The sequence below is a fragment of the Lysinibacillus sp. NPDC094403 genome (assembly GCF_050278745.1).
Lineage (GTDB): Bacteria > Bacillota > Bacilli > Bacillales_A > Planococcaceae > Lysinibacillus.
This window is the reverse complement of sequence record NZ_JBNNTL010000006.1, coordinates 144,964-163,853: the sequence shown is the minus strand read 5'-3', so window position 1 is coordinate 163,853 and position 18,890 is coordinate 144,964. Positions and strand designations below refer to the sequence as shown.

Sequence of the window (18,890 nt, the reverse complement as noted above, 5' to 3'; positions counted from 1 at the left end):
TAGACAACTATACCAAAAGGGGGGGAGAATAAATGTTAGCTTTCTTACAAAAAATCGGTAAGTCGTTAATGTTTCCAATTGCTACTTTACCAGCAGCTGCATTACTTTCACGCTTAGGATCTAGTGACATGCTTGGTGCAGTTCCAAATGACGTTGTCCAGCATATTGCAGCTGTAATGGCAGCATCTGGTGAAGCTATTTTAGGTAATTTACCTATTATTTTTGCAATCGGTATCGCAATGGGCTTAGCACATGATAATAGTGGTGGAGCAGCATTAGCGGGCGCCATTGCGCATCTGGTGTTAGTCGCAGTATTAGCATCCGTAAATAAAGATCTGAATATGGGAGTATTTGGTGGTATTATCGCAGGTATTACAGCAGGTTCACTCTATAACAAATTCTATAATGTAAAATTCCCAGAATGGCTGTCATTCTTCGGAGGACGGCGTTTTGTGCCAATTATAACGTCCATCACCATGGCGCTTTTAGGTGCTATTTTAGCTGTTGTATGGGGACCAATTCAAGGTGGTATCGATGCAGTAGGGAACGGGTTAATCGGTGGTGGAGCACTTGGTGTTGGGATGTATGGCTTCTTAAATCGTTTATTGATCCCAGTAGGTTTACACCATGTAATTAATACAATAATTTGGTTTGACTTCGGTGAATTTACCAATGCTGCAGGCGATCTTGTCAAAGGAGATATTAATCGATTTTTAGCAGGAGACCCATCAGCAGGACATTTCCAAGCAGGTTTCTTCCCAATCATGATGTTTGGGTTACCAGCAGCGTGTCTTGCGATGTTCTTTGCAGCGAAAAAGGAAAAACGTGCTGTAGTCGGTGGTATGTTTGTATCCATCGCTTTAACAGCATTTTTAACAGGTGTAACAGAGCCTATTGAATTTACATTTATGTTCTTATCACCAGTACTTTACGGTATCCATGCAGTTTTAACGGGTATTTCGCTTGCAGTTTCTTATATTATTGGATTCCGTGATGGTTTTGGTTTTTCGGCAGGCTTAATTGACTATCTTTTAAACTTTGGTATAGCAGATAAACCATGGCTATTAATCCCATTAGGATTAGGTTTTGGCGCTATTTACTTTGTCGTTTTCTATTTCTTAATCAAGATATTAGACTTAAAAACTCCTGGTCGTGAAGACGACGATGAAGAAGGGACCGATGTTGATGCAGCTGTTTCCAATGATTTAGATGTACGTGCTTACAAAACAATCGAAGCATTAGGTGGACAAGAGAATATCAAGCAAGTGGATTACTGTACAACACGTCTTCGTATGACTGTAGATGATGCAGATCAGGTGGATGAAAAAACATTAAAACAAACGGGTGCGCGTGGTGTTATGCGTATTAGTAAGACAAATGTACAAGTCATTATCGGTACATTCGTAGAGTTTTTAGCAGAAGCCATGAAAGATCGCCTGAAAAAGGGTAATCCAGCTCCTACAAATGTAGATTTACAAAAAGAAGTGCCTGTTGAAGAAAAGATAGCAGAAGAAGGGACAATTCCTTCCAATGATTTTGAGATGCCAATTACAGGCGATTTAATACCGCTATCTGACGTGCCAGATGATGCGTTTTCAGCAGGTATAATGGGGCCAGGTTTTGGTATTCATCCAAAAGGTGGTACAGTTCATGCACCATTTGATGGACAAGTAGTAATGGTTTTCCCAACGAAGCATGCTATTGGATTAAAATCTGATACAGGTGTGGAAATATTAATCCATGTCGGTTTAGATACTGTCACTCTAAATGGTGAAGGATTTGAAGCAATGGTTACAGAGGGTCAATTAATTCAACGTGGTGATACGTTATTAAAAGTTGATTTTGAGAGTATTGCAGACAAAGTGCCGTCTATCGTCACTCCAGTTGTCTTCACAAGTTTAATTGGTCAAGAAATAACACTTGAAAAATCTGGTTACCAACGAGCAGGTTCTAATAACATCATTTCGATGAAGAAGTAACAAACAATATTTGCTGTCAAAAAAAGTCCATTAAACAAAATGAACATTCTCTTTTATTAAATCCGTAAATTCCTGTGGGAAAGTTTATCCCACAGGAATTTACGGAGGTTTAAACTCTATATCAAAATATTAGTCTTGATAGGATCGCTTAAACATACTATTTTGGACAGCACCTTTTATCAATCCTAGGAGATGTTTTTAATGAATTTATTAATCCGTAACATCACGGTCGTCAATGCAACAGGACGAAAGGAACATATCGACGTTTTCATAAAGGATGGGAAAATTGCACAAATTGCGCAACACATTAACGCAGACAATGTGCAACTAGTAGATGGTACAGGGAAATTTTTATTCCCAGGTTTTATCGATATGCATATTCATGGCTCTGCTCAAATGGACACGATGGATGCATCGAATGACGGTCTTCACACGATGGCAAAATCACTTGCCAAAGAAGGCATAATAGGCTTTTTAGCTACGACTATGACACAAAGCTATCAAAATATTGAACGTGCCATTGAAAATATTGCGCAGTTTACATCAAATCCAGATGAGGCAGAACTTCTAGGTATTCATGTTGAAGGTCCTTTTATCTCAAAAAATCGTGTAGGTGCACAGCCCCTTGAACATATCGTACCACCTGATTTCGCTTTATTTACAAAGTGGCAAAAATTAAGCGGTAATAAAATTAAAGAAATTACAATGGCACCAGAAGAACCAAATGGATTTGAGGTAGTTCAAGCAATTGCAGAAAGCGGTGTGGTCGTATCGATTGGTCATTCTGATGCAACATTTGAACAAGTGAAAGAAGCGGTTCATCATGGTGTAACACAAGGTACACATTTATACAACCAAATGCGTCCATTCCATCATCGAGATCCAGGTGTTGTCGGTGGTGTATTATTAGAAGAAATTAAGGCCGAAATCATTGTTGATTTTATTCATATGCACAAGGATGCCGTGAATATGGCATATCGTTTAAAAGGAGCAGACGGAATTATTTTAATTACCGATGCTATGCGAGCAAAAGGAATGCCATATGGAGATTATGACTTAGGTGGTCAACTGGTTCATGTCTCCGAAAGTGGCGCCCATTTATCAAATGGAGCTCTTGCTGGTAGTGTGTTAAAAATGGACCAAGCTGTACGTAATATGCAACTCATCACGAACTGCTCGTTAGAAGAACTTGTTAAAATGTCGAGCTACAATGCAGCTAAACAACTAAAATTAGCTAAAAAAGGACAAATCGAACAAGGATTTGATGCGGATGTTGTGATTCTGGATGAACATTTAATGTTGCAACAAACGGTTAAGGCTGGCAAGGTAATTTACGAAGCTTAAGAGGCCGTTTCCTAGTCATGAGGATTAAAAAATAAAAAAGGGGGAATAGGAAAATGAGATTGGAACGTTTTACTTCAAAAGAAGATTTATACGCTCGTGCAGTAGACATTATCGCGAATGCTAAAAATGAGGGTGCTACAACGTTCGGTCTAGCTACAGGTGGTACAATGGAACCGCTATATGCTGAAATTTGTGACACTAATATCGATTTTACAAATTGTATTAGCTTTAATCTAGACGAATACGTTGGACTAAGTGCTAAACATGAACAAAGTTACGCATTTTATATGTACAAACATTTATTTCACTATAAACCATTTGAAAAATCCTATTTACCGAATGGTTTAGCTGATAATCCTATAGAGGAAGCGACACGCTATGAATCATTATTACAGCAGCATTCATTAGATTTTCAATTGCTTGGTATCGGACAAAACGGCCATATCGGTTTCAATGAACCAGGAACTTCTTTTCATTCCTTGACACATCTTGTAACACTTGAAGATTCAACACGCCAAGCAAATGCACGCTTCTTTGATTCAATCGATGAAGTTCCAACCCAAGCATTTACGATGGGGATTCAATCCATAATGCGCGCAAAGAGCATTTTGTTAATCGCTGTTGGAGAAGCTAAACGTGATGTTTTAGAACGTGTGCTTGCATCTGAATATACAGAAGATATACCAGCAAGTATATTAACGAAACATCCAAATGTTACTATTTTAACAGATTTACAAAAAGGGGAGAATGAACAATGAAAACTAAACAATTTACAGTAGTAGACCCACTAGGTATTCACGCACGTCCAGCTAGTCAACTTGTAGCAGCAGCAACTCCATTCGCTTCTTCTATCGAGTTGCAGACAGATCAAAGAACGGCAAATTTAAAATCTATTTTAGGCGTTATGGGATTAGCCCTAAAACAAGGTTCAATATTTACACTACAAGTAGAGGGGGAGGATGAAGAACAAGCGATTACTGCATTAACTAAATTAATTTTAGAAACGGGGCTTGCACAATGAACCAACTCAAAGGTATTGCCGCATCTGACGGCATTGCCATTGCAAAAGCATATTGTTTAGTACAACCAGATTTAACGTTTACGAAAACAACTATTCAGGATATTGATGCAGAGCAGCGACGTTTAGTGGCAGCGCTTGAAAAAACAGAAGCAGAGTTAGCCGCTATTCAACAGCAAACACATGAAAAGTTAGGCGCGGAAGAAGCCGCGATTTTTGGTGCACATATACTGGTCGTAAAAGATCCAGAACTAATTGGACCTATCAAACAAAAAATTGCTGATGAAGCTGTCAATGCTGAATATGCATTGAGTGACGTTTCAATGATGTTTGTATCATTATTTGAAGGTATGGATGACGAATATATGAGTGAGCGTGCTGCAGATATTAAAGACGTTTCAAACCGTGTTTTAGCACATTTACTCGGTGTACATATTCCAAATCCAAGTAATATCCATGAACAGGTGATAATTGTAGCAACTGATTTAACGCCTTCTGAGACAGCACAATTGGACCGCAACTTTGTACTTGGCTTTACAACGGATATTGGTGGTCGTACATCTCACTCTGCCATTATGGCACGTTCACTTGAAATTCCAGCCGTTGTAGGGACCGGTACAGCAACGACTTCCATTCAAGATGGTGATTTATTAATCGTGGATGGTTTAACTGGTGATGTACTTGTGAACCCAACTGAAGCTGTTGTTGCAACTTTTAGAAAAAAAGCGGAAAACTTTACTGCTCAACAAGCAGAATGGGCAACATTAATGAATGAAAAAACAATCTCCAAAGATGGGGTTCAAGTTGAACTAGCTGCCAACATTGGGTCACCAAATGATTTAGACAGTGTACTTCGTCACGGTGGTGAAGGAATCGGTTTATATCGTACAGAATTTTTATATATGGGACGAGAAAACTTACCGTCAGAAGAAGAACAATTTACAGCGTATAAAATGGTATTAGAAGGAATGGAAAGGAAAGCGGTTGTCATCCGTACACTTGATATTGGTGGAGATAAAAATTTACCGTATTTACCGCTCCAAGAAGAAATGAATCCGTTCCTCGGCCATCGCGCGATTCGTCTGTGCTTAGATTATCAAGACATTTTCCGTACACAATTGCGTGCATTACTACGTGCATCCAATTACGGTAACTTAAAAATTATGTTCCCTATGATTGCGACATTGCAAGAATTCCGTGACGCGAAAGCGATTCTTTTAGAAGAAAAGGAAAACTTACTGGCACAAGGCATAGCTGTTAGCGAGCAGATTGAAATAGGTATTATGGTTGAAATTCCATCGACGGCAGTGATGGCAGATATTTTTGCGAAAGAAGTGGACTTCTTCTCGATTGGTACAAATGATTTAATCCAATATACGATGGCAGCGGATCGTATGAACGAAAAAGTATCTTATTTATATCAACCTTATAATCCAGCTATTTTACGTTTGGTAAAAATGGTCATTGATGCAGCACACAAAGAAAAGAAATGGGCAGGGATGTGTGGTGAAATGGCAGGGGATGAATATGCTGTACCACTATTACTTGGTTTAGGTCTAGATGAATTTTCAATGAGTGCAACATCTATTTTAAAAATACGTTCCATTATTAAAAATTTATCCGTAGCGGATATGCAAGCATTAGCAACAGAAGCATTACAATTAGCAACATCCGATGAAATATTAGATAAAGTGAAGCAAGCTGTTAACTAAGTCTTTAAGAATAATAAAAAAAGATAATAAGTAGTTGAAGATACAAGAAATTGGAGATCTTCAACTACTTTTTTTAGTTTTTAGAAAAGGTTTTAAGACGTAAATATAATTCGATATAATGAATGAAAAACTAGAGAGGCCTATTTATGGAAACAGAATGGTTACGAACTTTTATTGTTGCTGCGAAAACGGAGAATTTTCGTGAGACGGCAGAACAACTTTTTATTACACAATCAACAGTATCGAAGCATATTCAACACCTTGAAAAAGAACTGCAAACAACACTTTTTGATAGACAGGGGAAGCTTGTGAAGTTAAATCATATTGGTGCTCACTTCCTTCAACATGCCGAGAAAATGATGGCAACGATTGATGAAGGATTACAAACTACTGTATCCCTTTTGAATGGTTATACGTCCAAGCTAACGATTGGTGTCGCACCACAAATTGCTAATTCTACATTACCAGTAATCATTGATACATTTCAGCAGCAAAAACCTTCCATTCAAATAACGATCGAACTATTACAGTCCAATGAAATCGGGGAAGCGGTATATGCAGGTAAAGTAGATATCGGTTTATCAAAATTAACATCGACACGTGATCTTCACACAGTACTTCTTGCACAGGAACCACTTCAATTGATAGCTCCGATGTCAAAAAAGGCTACCGATGCACGGACTCTTTTACAACAGGAAACTATATTAACACATGAATATGCACCTTACTGGCAGGAAATCCAACAAGTACTACAACAATTCCCAAGCTATAAAAGTATGAATATCAATCAAACAGAGGTTATAAAAAACTTTGTCAAGCAAGGATTAGGAATTGCCTTTTTACCAAAGAGTGTAATTGAGGCTGAAACTCACCAGCAATTGCTTCATAGCTATTCGTTAAAGGAATGTTCTCATATTGTTTCGAATACCTATTTTTTAACGAAATATGTAACAGCGGATATTGAGGCGTTCTTAGCAGTATGTCATCTGATATACGCGTAGTTAATGATTAGAGGAGCAGGTTTTCTACTAAAAAATTGAGGGTGTTTATAGATGTATAGTTTAATGTCGAAAATAAGCCAAATTATTAGTGGACCGATTACAGTATTTCTAAATTCCTATGAACATTCCCCACTCATTATTGCGATTCTTCTTGGATTAATAGGCGCATTAGCACCTTGTCAATTAACGGGGAATATGAGTGCTATCACTTTTTATGGAAATCGGACATTGCAAATGAAAAACAATTGGCATGAAATTGTGTTTTTTATTCTAGGGAAAGTTGTTGTATTTAGTTTAATAGGTTTATTCGCCTGGTTACTAGGTCAGTCCTTTGAAACTGAGATGACGAGGTATTTTCCTATTTTTCGCAAAGCAATTGGTCCAATCATGTTAATAACAGGACTCGTGCTAATTGGAATATTAAAATTGAAATTACTAAATCGAATTCCTAAGTATATTCCATCTGTTTTAAAAGAGGGGAAATTGGGCTCCTTTCTAATGGGTGCTAGTTTTTCCATAGCCTTTTGCCCTACGATGTTTGTGCTATTTTTCGTGTGGTTAATGCCAACAGTCGTAACCTCTTCGTATGGGGTAGTTTTGCCGGCCATTTTTGGTATATCAACCTCTATACCACTACTAGTGATACTGGGGCTTATTCATTTATTTGACGCAAAAAGATTCATTATGCGTACAAGCATGAAAATGGGAAGAGTAATTCAAAATGTAGCGGGTGTTATTCTGATTTTTATTGGCGTTACGGATACGATTACATACTGGGGATTGTATTAAAGAGAGGAAGAAGCAAGAAAGAGTGTTACAAGTAAGGGGAGTATATTCAAACATAATAGCGATATCTACTTCAATTTTTCGCCTTTCTCCTGTTAAAATAAACAACCGCTTTTAAATGGTAGTACAAGAGAAAGGCGAAGTTTTTTTGATTTCATTCATGGTAACGTTCTTTTATGTATAATAGAGCAGATAATGCAATTTTTAATCAAACATATATAGAAAGAGTGAAAAAAATGATCGGTGCAACATTATTATTTATCCTCGCAGGTATTGGCGAAATTGGGGGCGGCTATTTAATTTGGCTTTGGTTAAGAGAAGGTAAACCATTTTATTGGGGAATTATAGGCGGGATTGCGTTGGCTTTATATGGAGTTGTCGCAACTTTTCAGACCTTCCCAACCTTCGGAAGAGTCTACGCTGCCTATGGTGGTGTCTTTATTGTCCTTTCTATTTTATGGGGCTGGGGAATCGACGGGAAAAAACCAGACATCTTGGATTTCGTTGGAGCTGGCATTTGTTTGATTGGTGTTTTGGTAATTTTAATACCTCGTTCATGATGGGTAGAATGTTTTTATGAACCTTCACAATTTGAGTAAAATCATGATTGTGAAGGGTTTTTTATTTTAAATAATAAAATTAATTGGAAAAAATAAAAATTTTTGTAACGAATCTTCTTTAAGATCTATATATAAGTATCCACCGTTAAAAGGCTAGAGAGAGGAGGGAGGAAAGTGGAGGATTTAAATGAAATTTACAAATCTTATGCAGATGAAGTAAAACGGTTTCTTATTTGTTTAACAACTAATGTCGATTTAGCTGAAGAACTGACGCAAGAAACCTTTTATCAAGCTGTGAAGTCAATTGACCGATACAACGGTGAATGTAAGATGTCTGTTTGGTTATGTCAAATTGCAAAGCATACATACTATAACCATTTAAAAAGGGAAAAACGGAATAGTCATGTGAGTGTAGAACAAATGATGGAAATGGGGTTGGATGTTCCATCTAATGCGGAATTACCAGACGTGCAGCTTTCAAAACGAAATACATTTATTTCATTACATAGGGAAGTTCATCTATTAAAAGAACCTTATCGTGAAATATTTTTACTTAGAAATTCCGTCAATCTTAGTTTCAAGGAAATTGGTGAGATATTCGATAAAAGTGAGAACTGGGCAAGGGTAACCTATTATCGAGCCAAATTAAAATTGGTAGAAAGGATCCAAGGTGATTATGATGAATTGTAATATAATAAAGGATTTATTACCCTCTTATATTGATGGTATTTGTAGTGAAGATACTACTAGGGTTGTAGAGGAACATTTACAACATTGTGAAGAGTGTCGATTGTATCTAGAAATGATGGAGAAGCCAACAAATGATATGCTACCAGAAGAAGTAATGGTAGCAAAAGCTCCATTTAAAAAAATTAATAAAAAGCGTCGTATTCAAGTTTTAATTTCCATTTTGATTACTTTTATTATCACAATAATAGGCTCACTAGTTGTTCAAGAAGTGGGAGCTGTACATCAAATCTTTTTTCCGATGAGTACTGCTACTGTAAATTCAACAGATGATAAAGAAGAGTGGGCAACATTATATTTTGACGATAAGGATTATTTAAAGTTCGAGAGTATTTTTTGGAACAAGGAAATCGTTAATCATGCAAATAGTAATAGTGATGTAATTTTAAGAATAAAGGATGAAAATGGCCATGTTGTAGTAGATGAATTTAAGATATCCCCTGGTAAAAGCGTGAAATTGGATGGACTAAAGAATAATATAAAATATTCTTTTGAAATAAAGGCTAAAAAAGGGCAATTTTTTATAAATGTAGTTTGAAAACTAGAAAGTTGAAAACCTTCAAATTCTCTAAATAATATGGAAGAACGTAAATATACGTTCTTTTTTTGTAGGATATAACCTTATTTCTTAAATGTATTCAAAAGTACAAAGAAGAAGGATTTTTAGAATTTGAATCGAATATCTTTTAATAGACTAGAAAAGTTTGGAGGTCGCAAATTTGTTACTTTATTTTTGATATATATTATCTACCTAAAAAATTGTAGATAAATTAGGAGTGATATATGTTGATATACAAAAATTCTCTTGATGGAATTTCATCTGATATGTTAAATGGCTTCTTTGTTGATTGGCCTAATCCACCAAATCGACAAACTCACTTAAAGCTATTAAAAAACAGCAGTAAAGTAGTCATTGCTATAGAAGAAAATTCTAATAAAGTAGTTGGATTTGTAACAGCGATTAGCGATGGGGTTCTATCTGCCTACATTCCGTTCCTTGAAGTTTTGCCGGAGTATAAAAATAAAGGTATTGGCATGGAATTAGTCAAACAAATGTTAAAGGAACTTGATGATATCTATATGGTTGATTTGTGTTGCGACGATGACTTAGTTCCTTATTATGAGAAGTTTGGAATGATAAAATCTAACGGGATGCTCGTTAGAAATTACGAAATGCAGTCTGGAATTTCAAACAAATAAATATAAAGAAAGAACGCTTGGATATTTTCCAAGCGTTTTTTATATGCCACGTTATTTGATTTCATGTGTAAAATGACTGTTATTTTTTTATAGCAACAAAGCGTAATCGGCAATAATCAGCAACCCATTGATGATCCTGATAAAACTTTGGCTTTAATAGTTCTTCACATTTTGCATAAATTTGTTCTTTTTCAGATTCAGATAAATGCTGGAGCATATTATTACTGAACATTACTAGCCAATTACGTAGCCCTGTATCGCCTTGAAGTAGTGTTGGGCGCTCATATAGCGTAATCTTTTCAACTGTAAAACCTGCATCTTCTAATTTCGACTGATATTCTTCTAAAGTTGGAAAATACCACGGGAAAAATTCCTCTATATAAGATAGTTTTAATTCATCCATGCTTTTTTGAAGAGCCCAAACAATAGAAGCGATATTACCATGTCCGCCCATCTCAGCGACGAAACGACCACCTTGTTTAAGTGCGCTATAGATGTTTTTTATGACTTCATCTTGTAGTTTCATCCAATGGAGGGCAGCATTTGAAAAGACTGCATCGAATTGATTTGTCATGCGAAGTACGGTTGTGTCCATTGTTTGAAACGTAATGTCTGGGTATTTTTGCTGTGCAGCGATAATCATGTCATGGGAGGCATCTATCCCTTGAACATTGGCACCAAGAGCTGCAATTTCATGGGCTAAATCACCTGTACCACATCCGACATCTAAAATTCTTTCATTTTTTTGTGGTGCAAGCAAATCCACTAAGCTCCCTCCAAATTTTGAAACAAAGTCATGCTTTTGATCATATAAATTGGCATTCCATATTGTTGTCATTGTTCCTCATCTCCTTTGTTTGAGCATAGCAGAGGGTTTAATGGAACAGAAATGCGTAAAATCATCAGTTTTGATTCCACATTGGAATATAGGGACGTCAGTTTAGCATTAGTTTCGATGAACCGTATCATAAGTAAGTGAGGTTTTTTTTGAAAAATAGTAAAGCACCTCCCCAAATAGTGGAATAAGTATTTTTTTGTTGTTTGGCCGTATAAAAAGAATGAACTCCTTATGAGAACAGAATAGTGGTAAAGCAGAGAATAGAAGTTTCTTTGGATAGCAAGGTTCTAAAAAAATTGATATAAACCAAAGAATTCCGTCAAATTGTCATTGATGATTCGCAGTTATTGGAGTGATACGTGAACAATTTATTGGATAATGCGGTTAGACATACACCTCGCCATGGGGAGTTTTTTGTAGAATGCTATACACAAAGATATTATCCAAATAATACTTTAGTAAAATTAATGTATTTGACTAAATCTAAATTTCTTCTTCGAATAAGATATATTATTCTAAATTGAAAAGAAGGTGGTATAATGTCAAATCAACGAGGACATAAAGATAGTAATGATGGGTCTAATTCCGAGGAATTACAAAGCGGTGTGGAAAGTAAAAATGAAAAATTAAGGATTATTGTAAAAAAAGATGGAGAAGAAATTAGGACTGATTCTCCTGTATTGGATAAGTTAAAAGTTGTAATTGTTATAAATAATCAGTTCACTAGTGCACCTAATACCACGCAAATTGCAAGTGGGGCAGGAAGAAATAGTGCAGCTGGTAGTAATGCTGCAATAGATTCCTCGAATACCGATCAACAGCAAAGTGTGGGAGCACAAGGGGTAGCTAGAAACAGCGGTATGGAGGGGGAGCAGACTGAACCTCATGAACAGCATAAAGACTGGGATGGTGACGAAGAAATTGTAATCATCATCAATAATCAGATAAATATGGGTCAAAAACAGTCGTCAGCTACTCAGGTAGCAAGCGGAAGCGGTTTAGATAGTACGGGAGGAACTAATTCAGCCATAGGAAGTTCTAATACGAAGCAACAGCATGCGGTTGGTGGAGGCGGTCGTGCAATAAATGAGGGTGAGAATGATGATCAAGAGGAAAAGTAACAATTCAAAGTAAACATTTCATTGGAAAAGTTAAAAAGGTTTAAATATAATTATCTACGTAAACTAAAAGAGAATTGATTCCATAGCTTATAGATAGTTAAGAATCAGTTTTTTATTTAATCAGAAGGATAACATTGAGAAAAATCATGTCTTTTCTGTAGATAAAGTGTAAGTATAAAAAGGTAGTAGCTAGATTTGGTAGCTCACATAATACTTTCCTTTTTTCAATCAGTTAGAAGCACATAATATTTATTATAAACTTACGGAAATTTGACAGGCATATTCAGTTAAAATGAATATGTCTATTTTTTATGCAATGAAAATTTTTTGTAACGGAATACAAGTTCAATAGTTATATAAGTGAAGGGAGTGAAAGCTATGGACTTTGAGGAAATCTATCAAACGTATTTTCATGATTTGTACTTATATATGAAATCATTATCGGTAGATGAAAATATTGCTGAAGAAATAACGCAAGAAACGTTTTTTAAAGCATTGAAGTCCATTCATCAATTTGATGGGAAAAAGGATATTCGGGCCTGGCTCTTTTAAAAAGGGTAATTGTAAAATAAATTTAATAAACTGATAACGCAAAGCGAAAACTCCTAAAGTATTTGTCTCTACAACAATTACGATAAGTGAGTTTTCGCTATTATACTATAGCAAACTGTAAAATTGTTGAATTTCTATAATGCCGATCCTAAATTACGATAATGTGCCATATTTAATAATTTATCAAGAGGAATTCTATTTTGAAGAAATTTTTCTATTATTTCACAATTTCTTTCATCTTATTTCACATTTATTCTGTATTATTGGAAATTGAAAGGGGATTGTAAACATTGAAAAAACTATTGGCATTAGGAATTATATTGTTAAGTATCATCTCTGTAGGTTTTATAGACAATAAGCACAAAATGAGTGCTGAGGCAGCTAAGTCTAGTTTAGAACAAGATGTACCTGATAATACAAATTGCGCATTTTGTAACATGGTTGTTTACCAAAAAAAAGATAAAATGGGTGTTTTTGCAGCGCAGGCAATTAAAAAGAAAGGGAAGGTAGTTTATTACGATGACATAGGTTGTCTTTTATACGATGAAGAAAAAAACAAAACAAAAAATAAAAAGTATGTTCGTGATTACAAAACATTGAAGTGGGTTCAAGCTGAAAAGGCGACTTATGTTAAAACATCACTAGCTTCACCAATGGACGATGGCTATATATATTTTGATAAAGAAGCTGATGCGAAGAAATATATAGCCAAAAATTCAGGTACAAAGATTGTCCCGTTTAAAACTGTTCGAAAAGAGAGTATTGAGAAATATCAATAAGTATATATAAAAATACAATAGATTTAGGAAGGAAAATATAGAATGAGAAAATATTTAAGATTTGGATTGCTTGTATGTGTAATTTTAGTAGCATTTTTAAGTGGTAATCAAAATTCGACTGTATTTGCAAAAACTACAGATGTCCAAGCTATTAAAAATGGAGAAGTAGTTTATTATAAGAATGTATTTTCATTGTTATACGATGAATTAAATGAAGGAGTTACACTAACAAAAAAAGTTCAGGATTATAGTACAAAAAAGTGGGTTGCGTTAGATTCGGTAACGATTGTTAAAACTAATACTTCAAAAAATATTTATTTCTCAAAAGAAGCAGATGCAGATCAATATATTAACGCTTATAAAACAAAAAACAATGTAAAGTTAAAAAAGGTTGAACTAAATACAATTAAAACTAGTGCGAGGGAAAAATATGATAAAGAAGCACCAAGTATTGTATTGAATGTGAGCACAACAAAGCCAACGAAAACAGATGTTACAGTGAATGTAGATGTTACAGATAACAAGGAAGTGACCTTGATAAAATGGGCTATTGGTACAAAGCCAGCGAATAAATTTTCAAATGTAGGCACAACATTGACAGATAACTCATTTACAGTAAGTAAAAATGGAACATATACAGTTTATGCTTTAGACAATGATGGTAATAAAAGAACAAAATCAATCACAATATCAAATATCGATAAGACAACACCAGTAATAACACTTTCAATACCTGAAAGTGATGTAACAGCAGTAAGTAAAAAAATACAAGTTTCAACTACTGATGATACTGGGATTCAAGATCAAAAATGGGCATATGGAAATAAAGGTGTAGAATACTTCGTTGATAAGGGTTCAAGAATAGCACCATTACAAAATGCGAATCAAAAGGATAAAATTATCGCACTAAAAAATGGCGTTTATACAGTGTATGCTGAAGATAAAATGGGGAATAAAGCAGTAAAAACAATTACAATCGATGGAATTTCTGAATTTACAGAAGTAACACAAGCGGGTGTACATTGTGAAGTATGTCGTATGGATCTTCATAACACTGACCCAAATAAAGTGTATTCTGCCAAAGCGATTGACCAAGAAGGTACTACACATTATTTTTGTAGAATTGGATGTATGTATCATCAAGAACATGCAAATGGTATAGCATTTACTAATAAATATGTTCGAGATTACAGTGCAACAGCACCGCGCTCAAATAACTGGATTGCAGTTGAAAACGCAGTAACTGTAAAATTTAATAAGAGTGAAACAGCCAAAGGAATCATGGGTTGGAATCTTTTCCACTTTACAGATTTATCAAGTGCAGCAAACTACCTAGGTGTTAGCAAAGAAAATGTAGTAGCTGAAAAATTAGAAAATATCAGTGAATATACGAAAACGAATAATAAGGGAATGAATTATCAATACGAGGTTGATAAAGTAGCGCAGTAATTTTAAATAACAAAAATTTAAATACCATTTGCGACGGATAGAAAAGCGAAAACTCATGTATCGTATTTGTTGTTGAGACAAATCACGTTAGGAGTTTTCGCTTTGTGTCATTAGTTGAAACAATCTGTTTATCATTTATTCCTTATTAATTTACAAAATTGGAGGTATTACATTCGTGGTTAAGAATCTGATTTCCATTATTATTATCATGGGTTTATTAACGATAGTTGCAATAAATGTTCTTGGTAATGAAAAAGAAACTGTGAAAACAGCTGAAACAGCTAAAAAAACCGAATCAGCATCTACTAATGAAAAAGAGGATACTACATATCAAGTAGAGTATGTAGCACCCGATTTTGAGTTGAAAACGTTAAAAGGTGAAACAGTACGTTTATCGGATTATGTAGGAAAAAAGGTAATTTTAAATTTTTGGGCAACATGGTGTCCACCTTGTAAAGAAGAAGTGCCGCATATGCAAAAGATTTATGAAGAGTATAAAAATCAAGGTATTGAAATTTTAGCGGTTAACGTAACAAATAAGGATAAAGGGGAAGAAGCGGTTGCTCAATTTGTGAAAGAACATGGACTAACTTTTGAAGTATTGTTAGATGAAGAAGGGTTTGTAGGTAGTAAATATCAAGTATTTACGCTGCCAACGACCTATATGATTGATACCAAAGGCAACATGATTGACATCATTGAAGGTCCAATGAATGAGGCATTGATGAAAGAATTAATTAACAAGGCTGAATAATAAAAATTATAAAGGACAAAAGAACTTTTTGAATATAAACATAACTAAAATCCAAAATCTAAAATCCAAAATCCAAAATTAAGATATATACATAAGTAGAGTATTGATATTGTGAAAAAATGTAATTAAAAACTCTATAGATTATAATCGTTATTATCCAAACCATGGATATTAAAAAAATCAAATAATTGCTTATCATGCAGAGAAGCATTAATAACTTGAAAAAAATGCCCTAACCTGTAAAAAAACAACAGGCTGAGGCATTTTTTATTTCCACAGTATAGATAAAGTAAACATCCCTCATTTTAAGATATAATACCATTTATTGTTAAAATAATTGTTATCACCGGCACAGCCGAATATTTGCCAGTGCTAATGCTGCTACGCTGGTTTAATGCCAAAACGACACAAAATGGCGAAGAAGCAGTTGCCTATACTCGGTTTTGGTTACCGCCCCTAGACGCATAGATATCTCCTGCATGCAGCACCATTCCATTACGTGTGGATGGTGCTGTTTTTGGTAAACGATGTTATAAATTTGAATGATAATCAGCTTCAATCTAGCTTTTTAATTCATTATCTTGCCTTACTCTTCATGAAATGTTACAAAAAGAGCCCCTAGTAACTTCAAATGTTAATAAATACTAAATATAAAATCAATAGTAAATTAACATTTACATAGTTTAATAGAATTGTACAAAAGGAATCTACTAGGAGGATTATTAGATGATTAATAACAAACTTGTGAAAAAAGGTGCTACCTTAGCACTTGCTCTAGCTATTGCAGTTCCAGCATTATCACCGTCTGCAGTGAAGGCTCAGGAAAATATAACAATCGAATCTGTTAAATTTAATGGGATGAAAGCGCCGTCTACTATTGAAGAAATGGTAAAAACGTATACAACCGCAACAGTTGATGTGAAATATAGCAATGGAAAAGTAAAAACATTTCCGTTGTCCTACAACTACCTATTTAAATCGGAAGATAAGGTAGCAACTGTTAAAGGGGAAAAAATCCCTGCCGGTACACCAATTGATGTAAAAGGAAATCCAATTAAGGATCCAAGCAGCACAGACGGAAAATACTTTGTTTCCGATTCTCCGGATTCAAATAGCTTAATGATGCCTATTAATGGAAAACTTTATATGGTTACACATTATGAATATCAAACCATTGATGCTGCTGGAAAATCAGCATACGGTTTAGTTCCTGCATCTATGTCTTTAACTGAGTTGGAACAGGACAATAAAACAGGTGAATTGAAACCTGTAAAAGTAGAAAAAATTGATTTTTCAGCAGTAAATGGACTTTGGATTCCGTGTAATGGATCATTATCTCCTTGGAATACACATTTAGGTTCTGAAGAGTACGAACCAGATGCACGACTTTTCTTAGATCCAACTTCGAAAGTAAGAAGTCAAGTTGAAACATTCTCTCAATTCTATTTTGGAGATAAAGCAAAGGCTAATCCTTATTTCTATGGGTACACTCCTGAGATTACAGTAGAAAAGAACGGGAAAACATCAGTTGTAAAGCATTATGGTACAGGACGCTTCTCTCATGAGTTAGCGAAAGTAATGCCTGATAACAAAACTGTTTTTTACGGTGATGATGGCGGTAATACAGGAATGTTTATGTATGTGGCTGACCAAGCAAAAGATTTATCATCAGGTACATTATATGCAGCCAAATTTAACCAAATTGGTACTGAAAACGGTGGTTCAGGAGATTTACAATGGATTAATTTAGGACATGCAACCGATAAAGAAGTGAAAGATATTATTGATAGTGGTATTACATTCAATGATATTTTTGAAACTTCAGATGCGCCTAAAGAAGGTTTTACAGCTATTAAAACATACTCAAATGAAGGAAAAGTTGAGTATTTAAAACTTAAACCTGGCAAAGAAAAAGCAGCAGCCTTCTTAGAAACTCGCCGTTACGCTGCCATGCTTGGTGCGACTACAGAATTTAACAAAATGGAAGGTGTAGCACTAAACGAAAAGGATAAAAAAGTATATATCGCAATTTCCGATCAAAGTAAGGCTATGGAAAAAGATTCAACAGGAAAAGACCCAGCAGACCATATTCAATTACCAAAAATTAAAGCTGGTGTAACTTATCAATTAGATTTGCAAGATGGTCAAAAGGATAGCGAAGGAAAGTCTATTAATAGCTCTTATGTAGCACTTACAATGTCTGGATTAGTTGTTGGTGAAGATTTAAAAGAAGCTGATTCATTTGGAAATACTGCAAATGTAGATAAAGTAGCCAATCCAGATAACTTAAGTTACTCTGAATCAATGAGAACACTCTTTATTGGTGAAGATAGTGGAGCTCACACAAATAACTACGTTTGGGCATATAATGTTGATACGAAAAAATTAGATCGTGTCTTATCTGTTCCAGCAGGAGCGGAATCAACTGGATTATTTGCTGCTGATGACCGCAATGGATTCCCATACATTTTCAGTAATTTCCAGCATCCTGGTGATGAATTAGAGGCTAAGTCAATTACAGCTGTTAATAAAGATGAATTACTTAAAGCTGTTGACGTACAAATTGGTATTAATAAAACAGGTGGTATTGGTTATATCTCTGGTCTTCCTTCTTTAACAAACATGCCAGATTTCACTGCAACTAATGCTCCTAAAGTAGATAAAGTAACAGCAAAATCTAAATCAGTTAAAGGTACAACTGAAGAAGATGCTACTGTACAAGTTTATAACGGGAAAACATTATTAGGGGAAGCAAAAGCAAATTCAAAAGGGAAATTCACTGTGAAGATTAAAGCCCAAAAAGCAGGCACAAGCCTAACTGTTGTGGCTAAAGACAAAGCTGGAAACGAAATTGAACCAACAGTCATAATAGTTGCTTCTAAATAACAAACACTTACATTTATTGTGCATGTAAAAAATGAAAAGGGCTGTCATAAAAGTGACTTTGTGACAGCCCTTTTTCTCATTCCATAAATCAGATAAAACTGTATTGATAAAACAAAAGAAGGAAATATGTTTATTTAGTAGAAGTTGTTCATATCAATACATTT

At 35.0% G+C, this 18,890-nt stretch carries 18 protein-coding genes; 17 read left to right on the top strand and 1 reads right to left on the bottom strand.

The window, feature by feature from the left end; genetic code table 11:
* The first annotated feature begins 32 nt into the window (after nt 1-32).
* The 11 genes from nagE to ACQKMV_RS12020 all read left to right on the top strand — a co-directional run bounded on the left by nagE (nt 33) and on the right by ACQKMV_RS12020 (nt 10,347).
* The gene (gene nagE / locus ACQKMV_RS12070) at nt 33-1,979 is read left to right on the top strand and encodes an N-acetylglucosamine-specific PTS transporter subunit IIBC (protein ID WP_427504167.1); all 1,947 of its coding nucleotides are present in this window, start codon (nt 33-35) and stop codon (nt 1,977-1,979) included.
* A 201-nt stretch (nt 1,980-2,180) separates the two neighbouring features.
* Nucleotides 2,181-3,323: an N-acetylglucosamine-6-phosphate deacetylase gene (gene nagA / locus ACQKMV_RS12065; protein WP_427504166.1), complete on the top strand. Its 1,143-nt coding sequence runs from the start codon at nt 2,181-2,183 to the stop codon at nt 3,321-3,323.
* Nucleotides 3,324-3,376: 53 nt separating this feature from the next.
* Nucleotides 3,377-4,081 (top strand): glucosamine-6-phosphate deaminase, encoded by a 705-nt coding sequence (locus ACQKMV_RS12060; protein WP_427504164.1) that lies wholly within the window; start codon nt 3,377-3,379, stop codon nt 4,079-4,081.
* Nucleotides 4,078-4,344 carry an HPr family phosphocarrier protein gene (locus tag ACQKMV_RS12055; protein WP_427504163.1) on the top strand — a complete coding sequence of 89 codons (267 nt, stop codon included), beginning with the start codon at nt 4,078-4,080 and terminating at the stop codon, nt 4,342-4,344. Before ACQKMV_RS12060 ends, ACQKMV_RS12055 begins: the two co-directional genes overlap by 4 nt.
* A complete protein-coding gene (gene ptsP, locus ACQKMV_RS12050) occupies nt 4,341-6,053 on the top strand; it encodes a phosphoenolpyruvate--protein phosphotransferase (RefSeq protein WP_427504162.1) in 1,713 nt (570 codons plus the stop codon). The genes ACQKMV_RS12055 and ptsP overlap by 4 nt, the downstream gene beginning before the upstream one ends.
* Nucleotides 6,054-6,199: 146 nt before the next feature.
* A complete protein-coding gene (locus ACQKMV_RS12045) occupies nt 6,200-7,054 on the top strand; it encodes a LysR family transcriptional regulator (protein ID WP_427504161.1) in 855 nt (284 codons plus the stop codon).
* Between the two features lie 51 nt (nt 7,055-7,105).
* Complete coding sequence (locus ACQKMV_RS12040) at nt 7,106-7,843, top strand: sulfite exporter TauE/SafE family protein (protein WP_427504160.1); 738 nt, start codon at nt 7,106-7,108, stop codon at nt 7,841-7,843.
* Between the two features lie 233 nt (nt 7,844-8,076).
* Nucleotides 8,077-8,400 (top strand): YnfA family protein, encoded by a 324-nt coding sequence (locus ACQKMV_RS12035; RefSeq protein ID WP_053593001.1) that lies wholly within the window; start codon nt 8,077-8,079, stop codon nt 8,398-8,400.
* A 174-nt stretch (nt 8,401-8,574) separates the two neighbouring features.
* Complete coding sequence (locus ACQKMV_RS12030) at nt 8,575-9,090, top strand: RNA polymerase sigma factor (RefSeq protein ID WP_427504159.1); 516 nt, start codon at nt 8,575-8,577, stop codon at nt 9,088-9,090.
* Entirely contained in the window at nt 9,077-9,685 is a 609-nt protein-coding gene (locus tag ACQKMV_RS12025; protein ID WP_427504274.1) for a zf-HC2 domain-containing protein, read from the top strand. Before ACQKMV_RS12030 ends, ACQKMV_RS12025 begins: the two co-directional genes overlap by 14 nt.
* Before the next feature lie 248 nt (nt 9,686-9,933).
* On the top strand, nt 9,934-10,347 hold the full coding sequence (locus ACQKMV_RS12020; protein WP_427504273.1) for a GNAT family N-acetyltransferase: 414 nt from the start codon (nt 9,934-9,936) through the stop codon (nt 10,345-10,347).
* Between the two features lie 79 nt (nt 10,348-10,426).
* Here the strand turns inward: ACQKMV_RS12020 and ACQKMV_RS12015 are convergent, their stop codons facing one another.
* Nucleotides 10,427-11,185 (bottom strand): methyltransferase domain-containing protein, encoded by a 759-nt coding sequence (locus ACQKMV_RS12015; RefSeq protein WP_427504158.1) that lies wholly within the window; start codon nt 11,183-11,185, stop codon nt 10,427-10,429.
* Between the two features lie 539 nt (nt 11,186-11,724).
* Here ACQKMV_RS12015 and ACQKMV_RS12010 point away from each other — a divergent pair.
* From ACQKMV_RS12010 to ACQKMV_RS11985, 6 genes are all read left to right on the top strand, one after another.
* Nucleotides 11,725-12,306 carry a hypothetical protein gene (locus ACQKMV_RS12010; RefSeq protein WP_427504156.1) on the top strand — a complete coding sequence of 194 codons (582 nt, stop codon included), beginning with the start codon at nt 11,725-11,727 and terminating at the stop codon, nt 12,304-12,306.
* A 378-nt stretch (nt 12,307-12,684) separates the two neighbouring features.
* The gene (locus ACQKMV_RS12005) at nt 12,685-12,858 is read left to right on the top strand and encodes an RNA polymerase sigma factor (RefSeq protein ID WP_427504154.1); all 174 of its coding nucleotides are present in this window, start codon (nt 12,685-12,687) and stop codon (nt 12,856-12,858) included.
* 290 nt (nt 12,859-13,148) lie between these two features.
* Entirely contained in the window at nt 13,149-13,637 is a 489-nt protein-coding gene (locus ACQKMV_RS12000; protein ID WP_427504153.1) for a nitrous oxide reductase accessory protein NosL, read from the top strand.
* A gap of 42 nt (nt 13,638-13,679) precedes the next feature.
* Nucleotides 13,680-15,086 (top strand): nitrous oxide reductase accessory protein NosL, encoded by a 1,407-nt coding sequence (locus ACQKMV_RS11995; RefSeq protein ID WP_427504152.1) that lies wholly within the window; start codon nt 13,680-13,682, stop codon nt 15,084-15,086.
* A gap of 175 nt (nt 15,087-15,261) precedes the next feature.
* Nucleotides 15,262-15,840, top strand: coding sequence for a peroxiredoxin family protein (locus tag ACQKMV_RS11990; protein WP_427504150.1), 579 nt, complete (start codon nt 15,262-15,264; stop codon nt 15,838-15,840).
* Nucleotides 15,841-16,566: 726 nt separating this feature from the next.
* A complete protein-coding gene (locus tag ACQKMV_RS11985) occupies nt 16,567-18,726 on the top strand; it encodes an alkaline phosphatase PhoX (RefSeq protein ID WP_427504148.1) in 2,160 nt (719 codons plus the stop codon).
* Nucleotides 18,727-18,890: the final 164 nt, after the last annotated feature.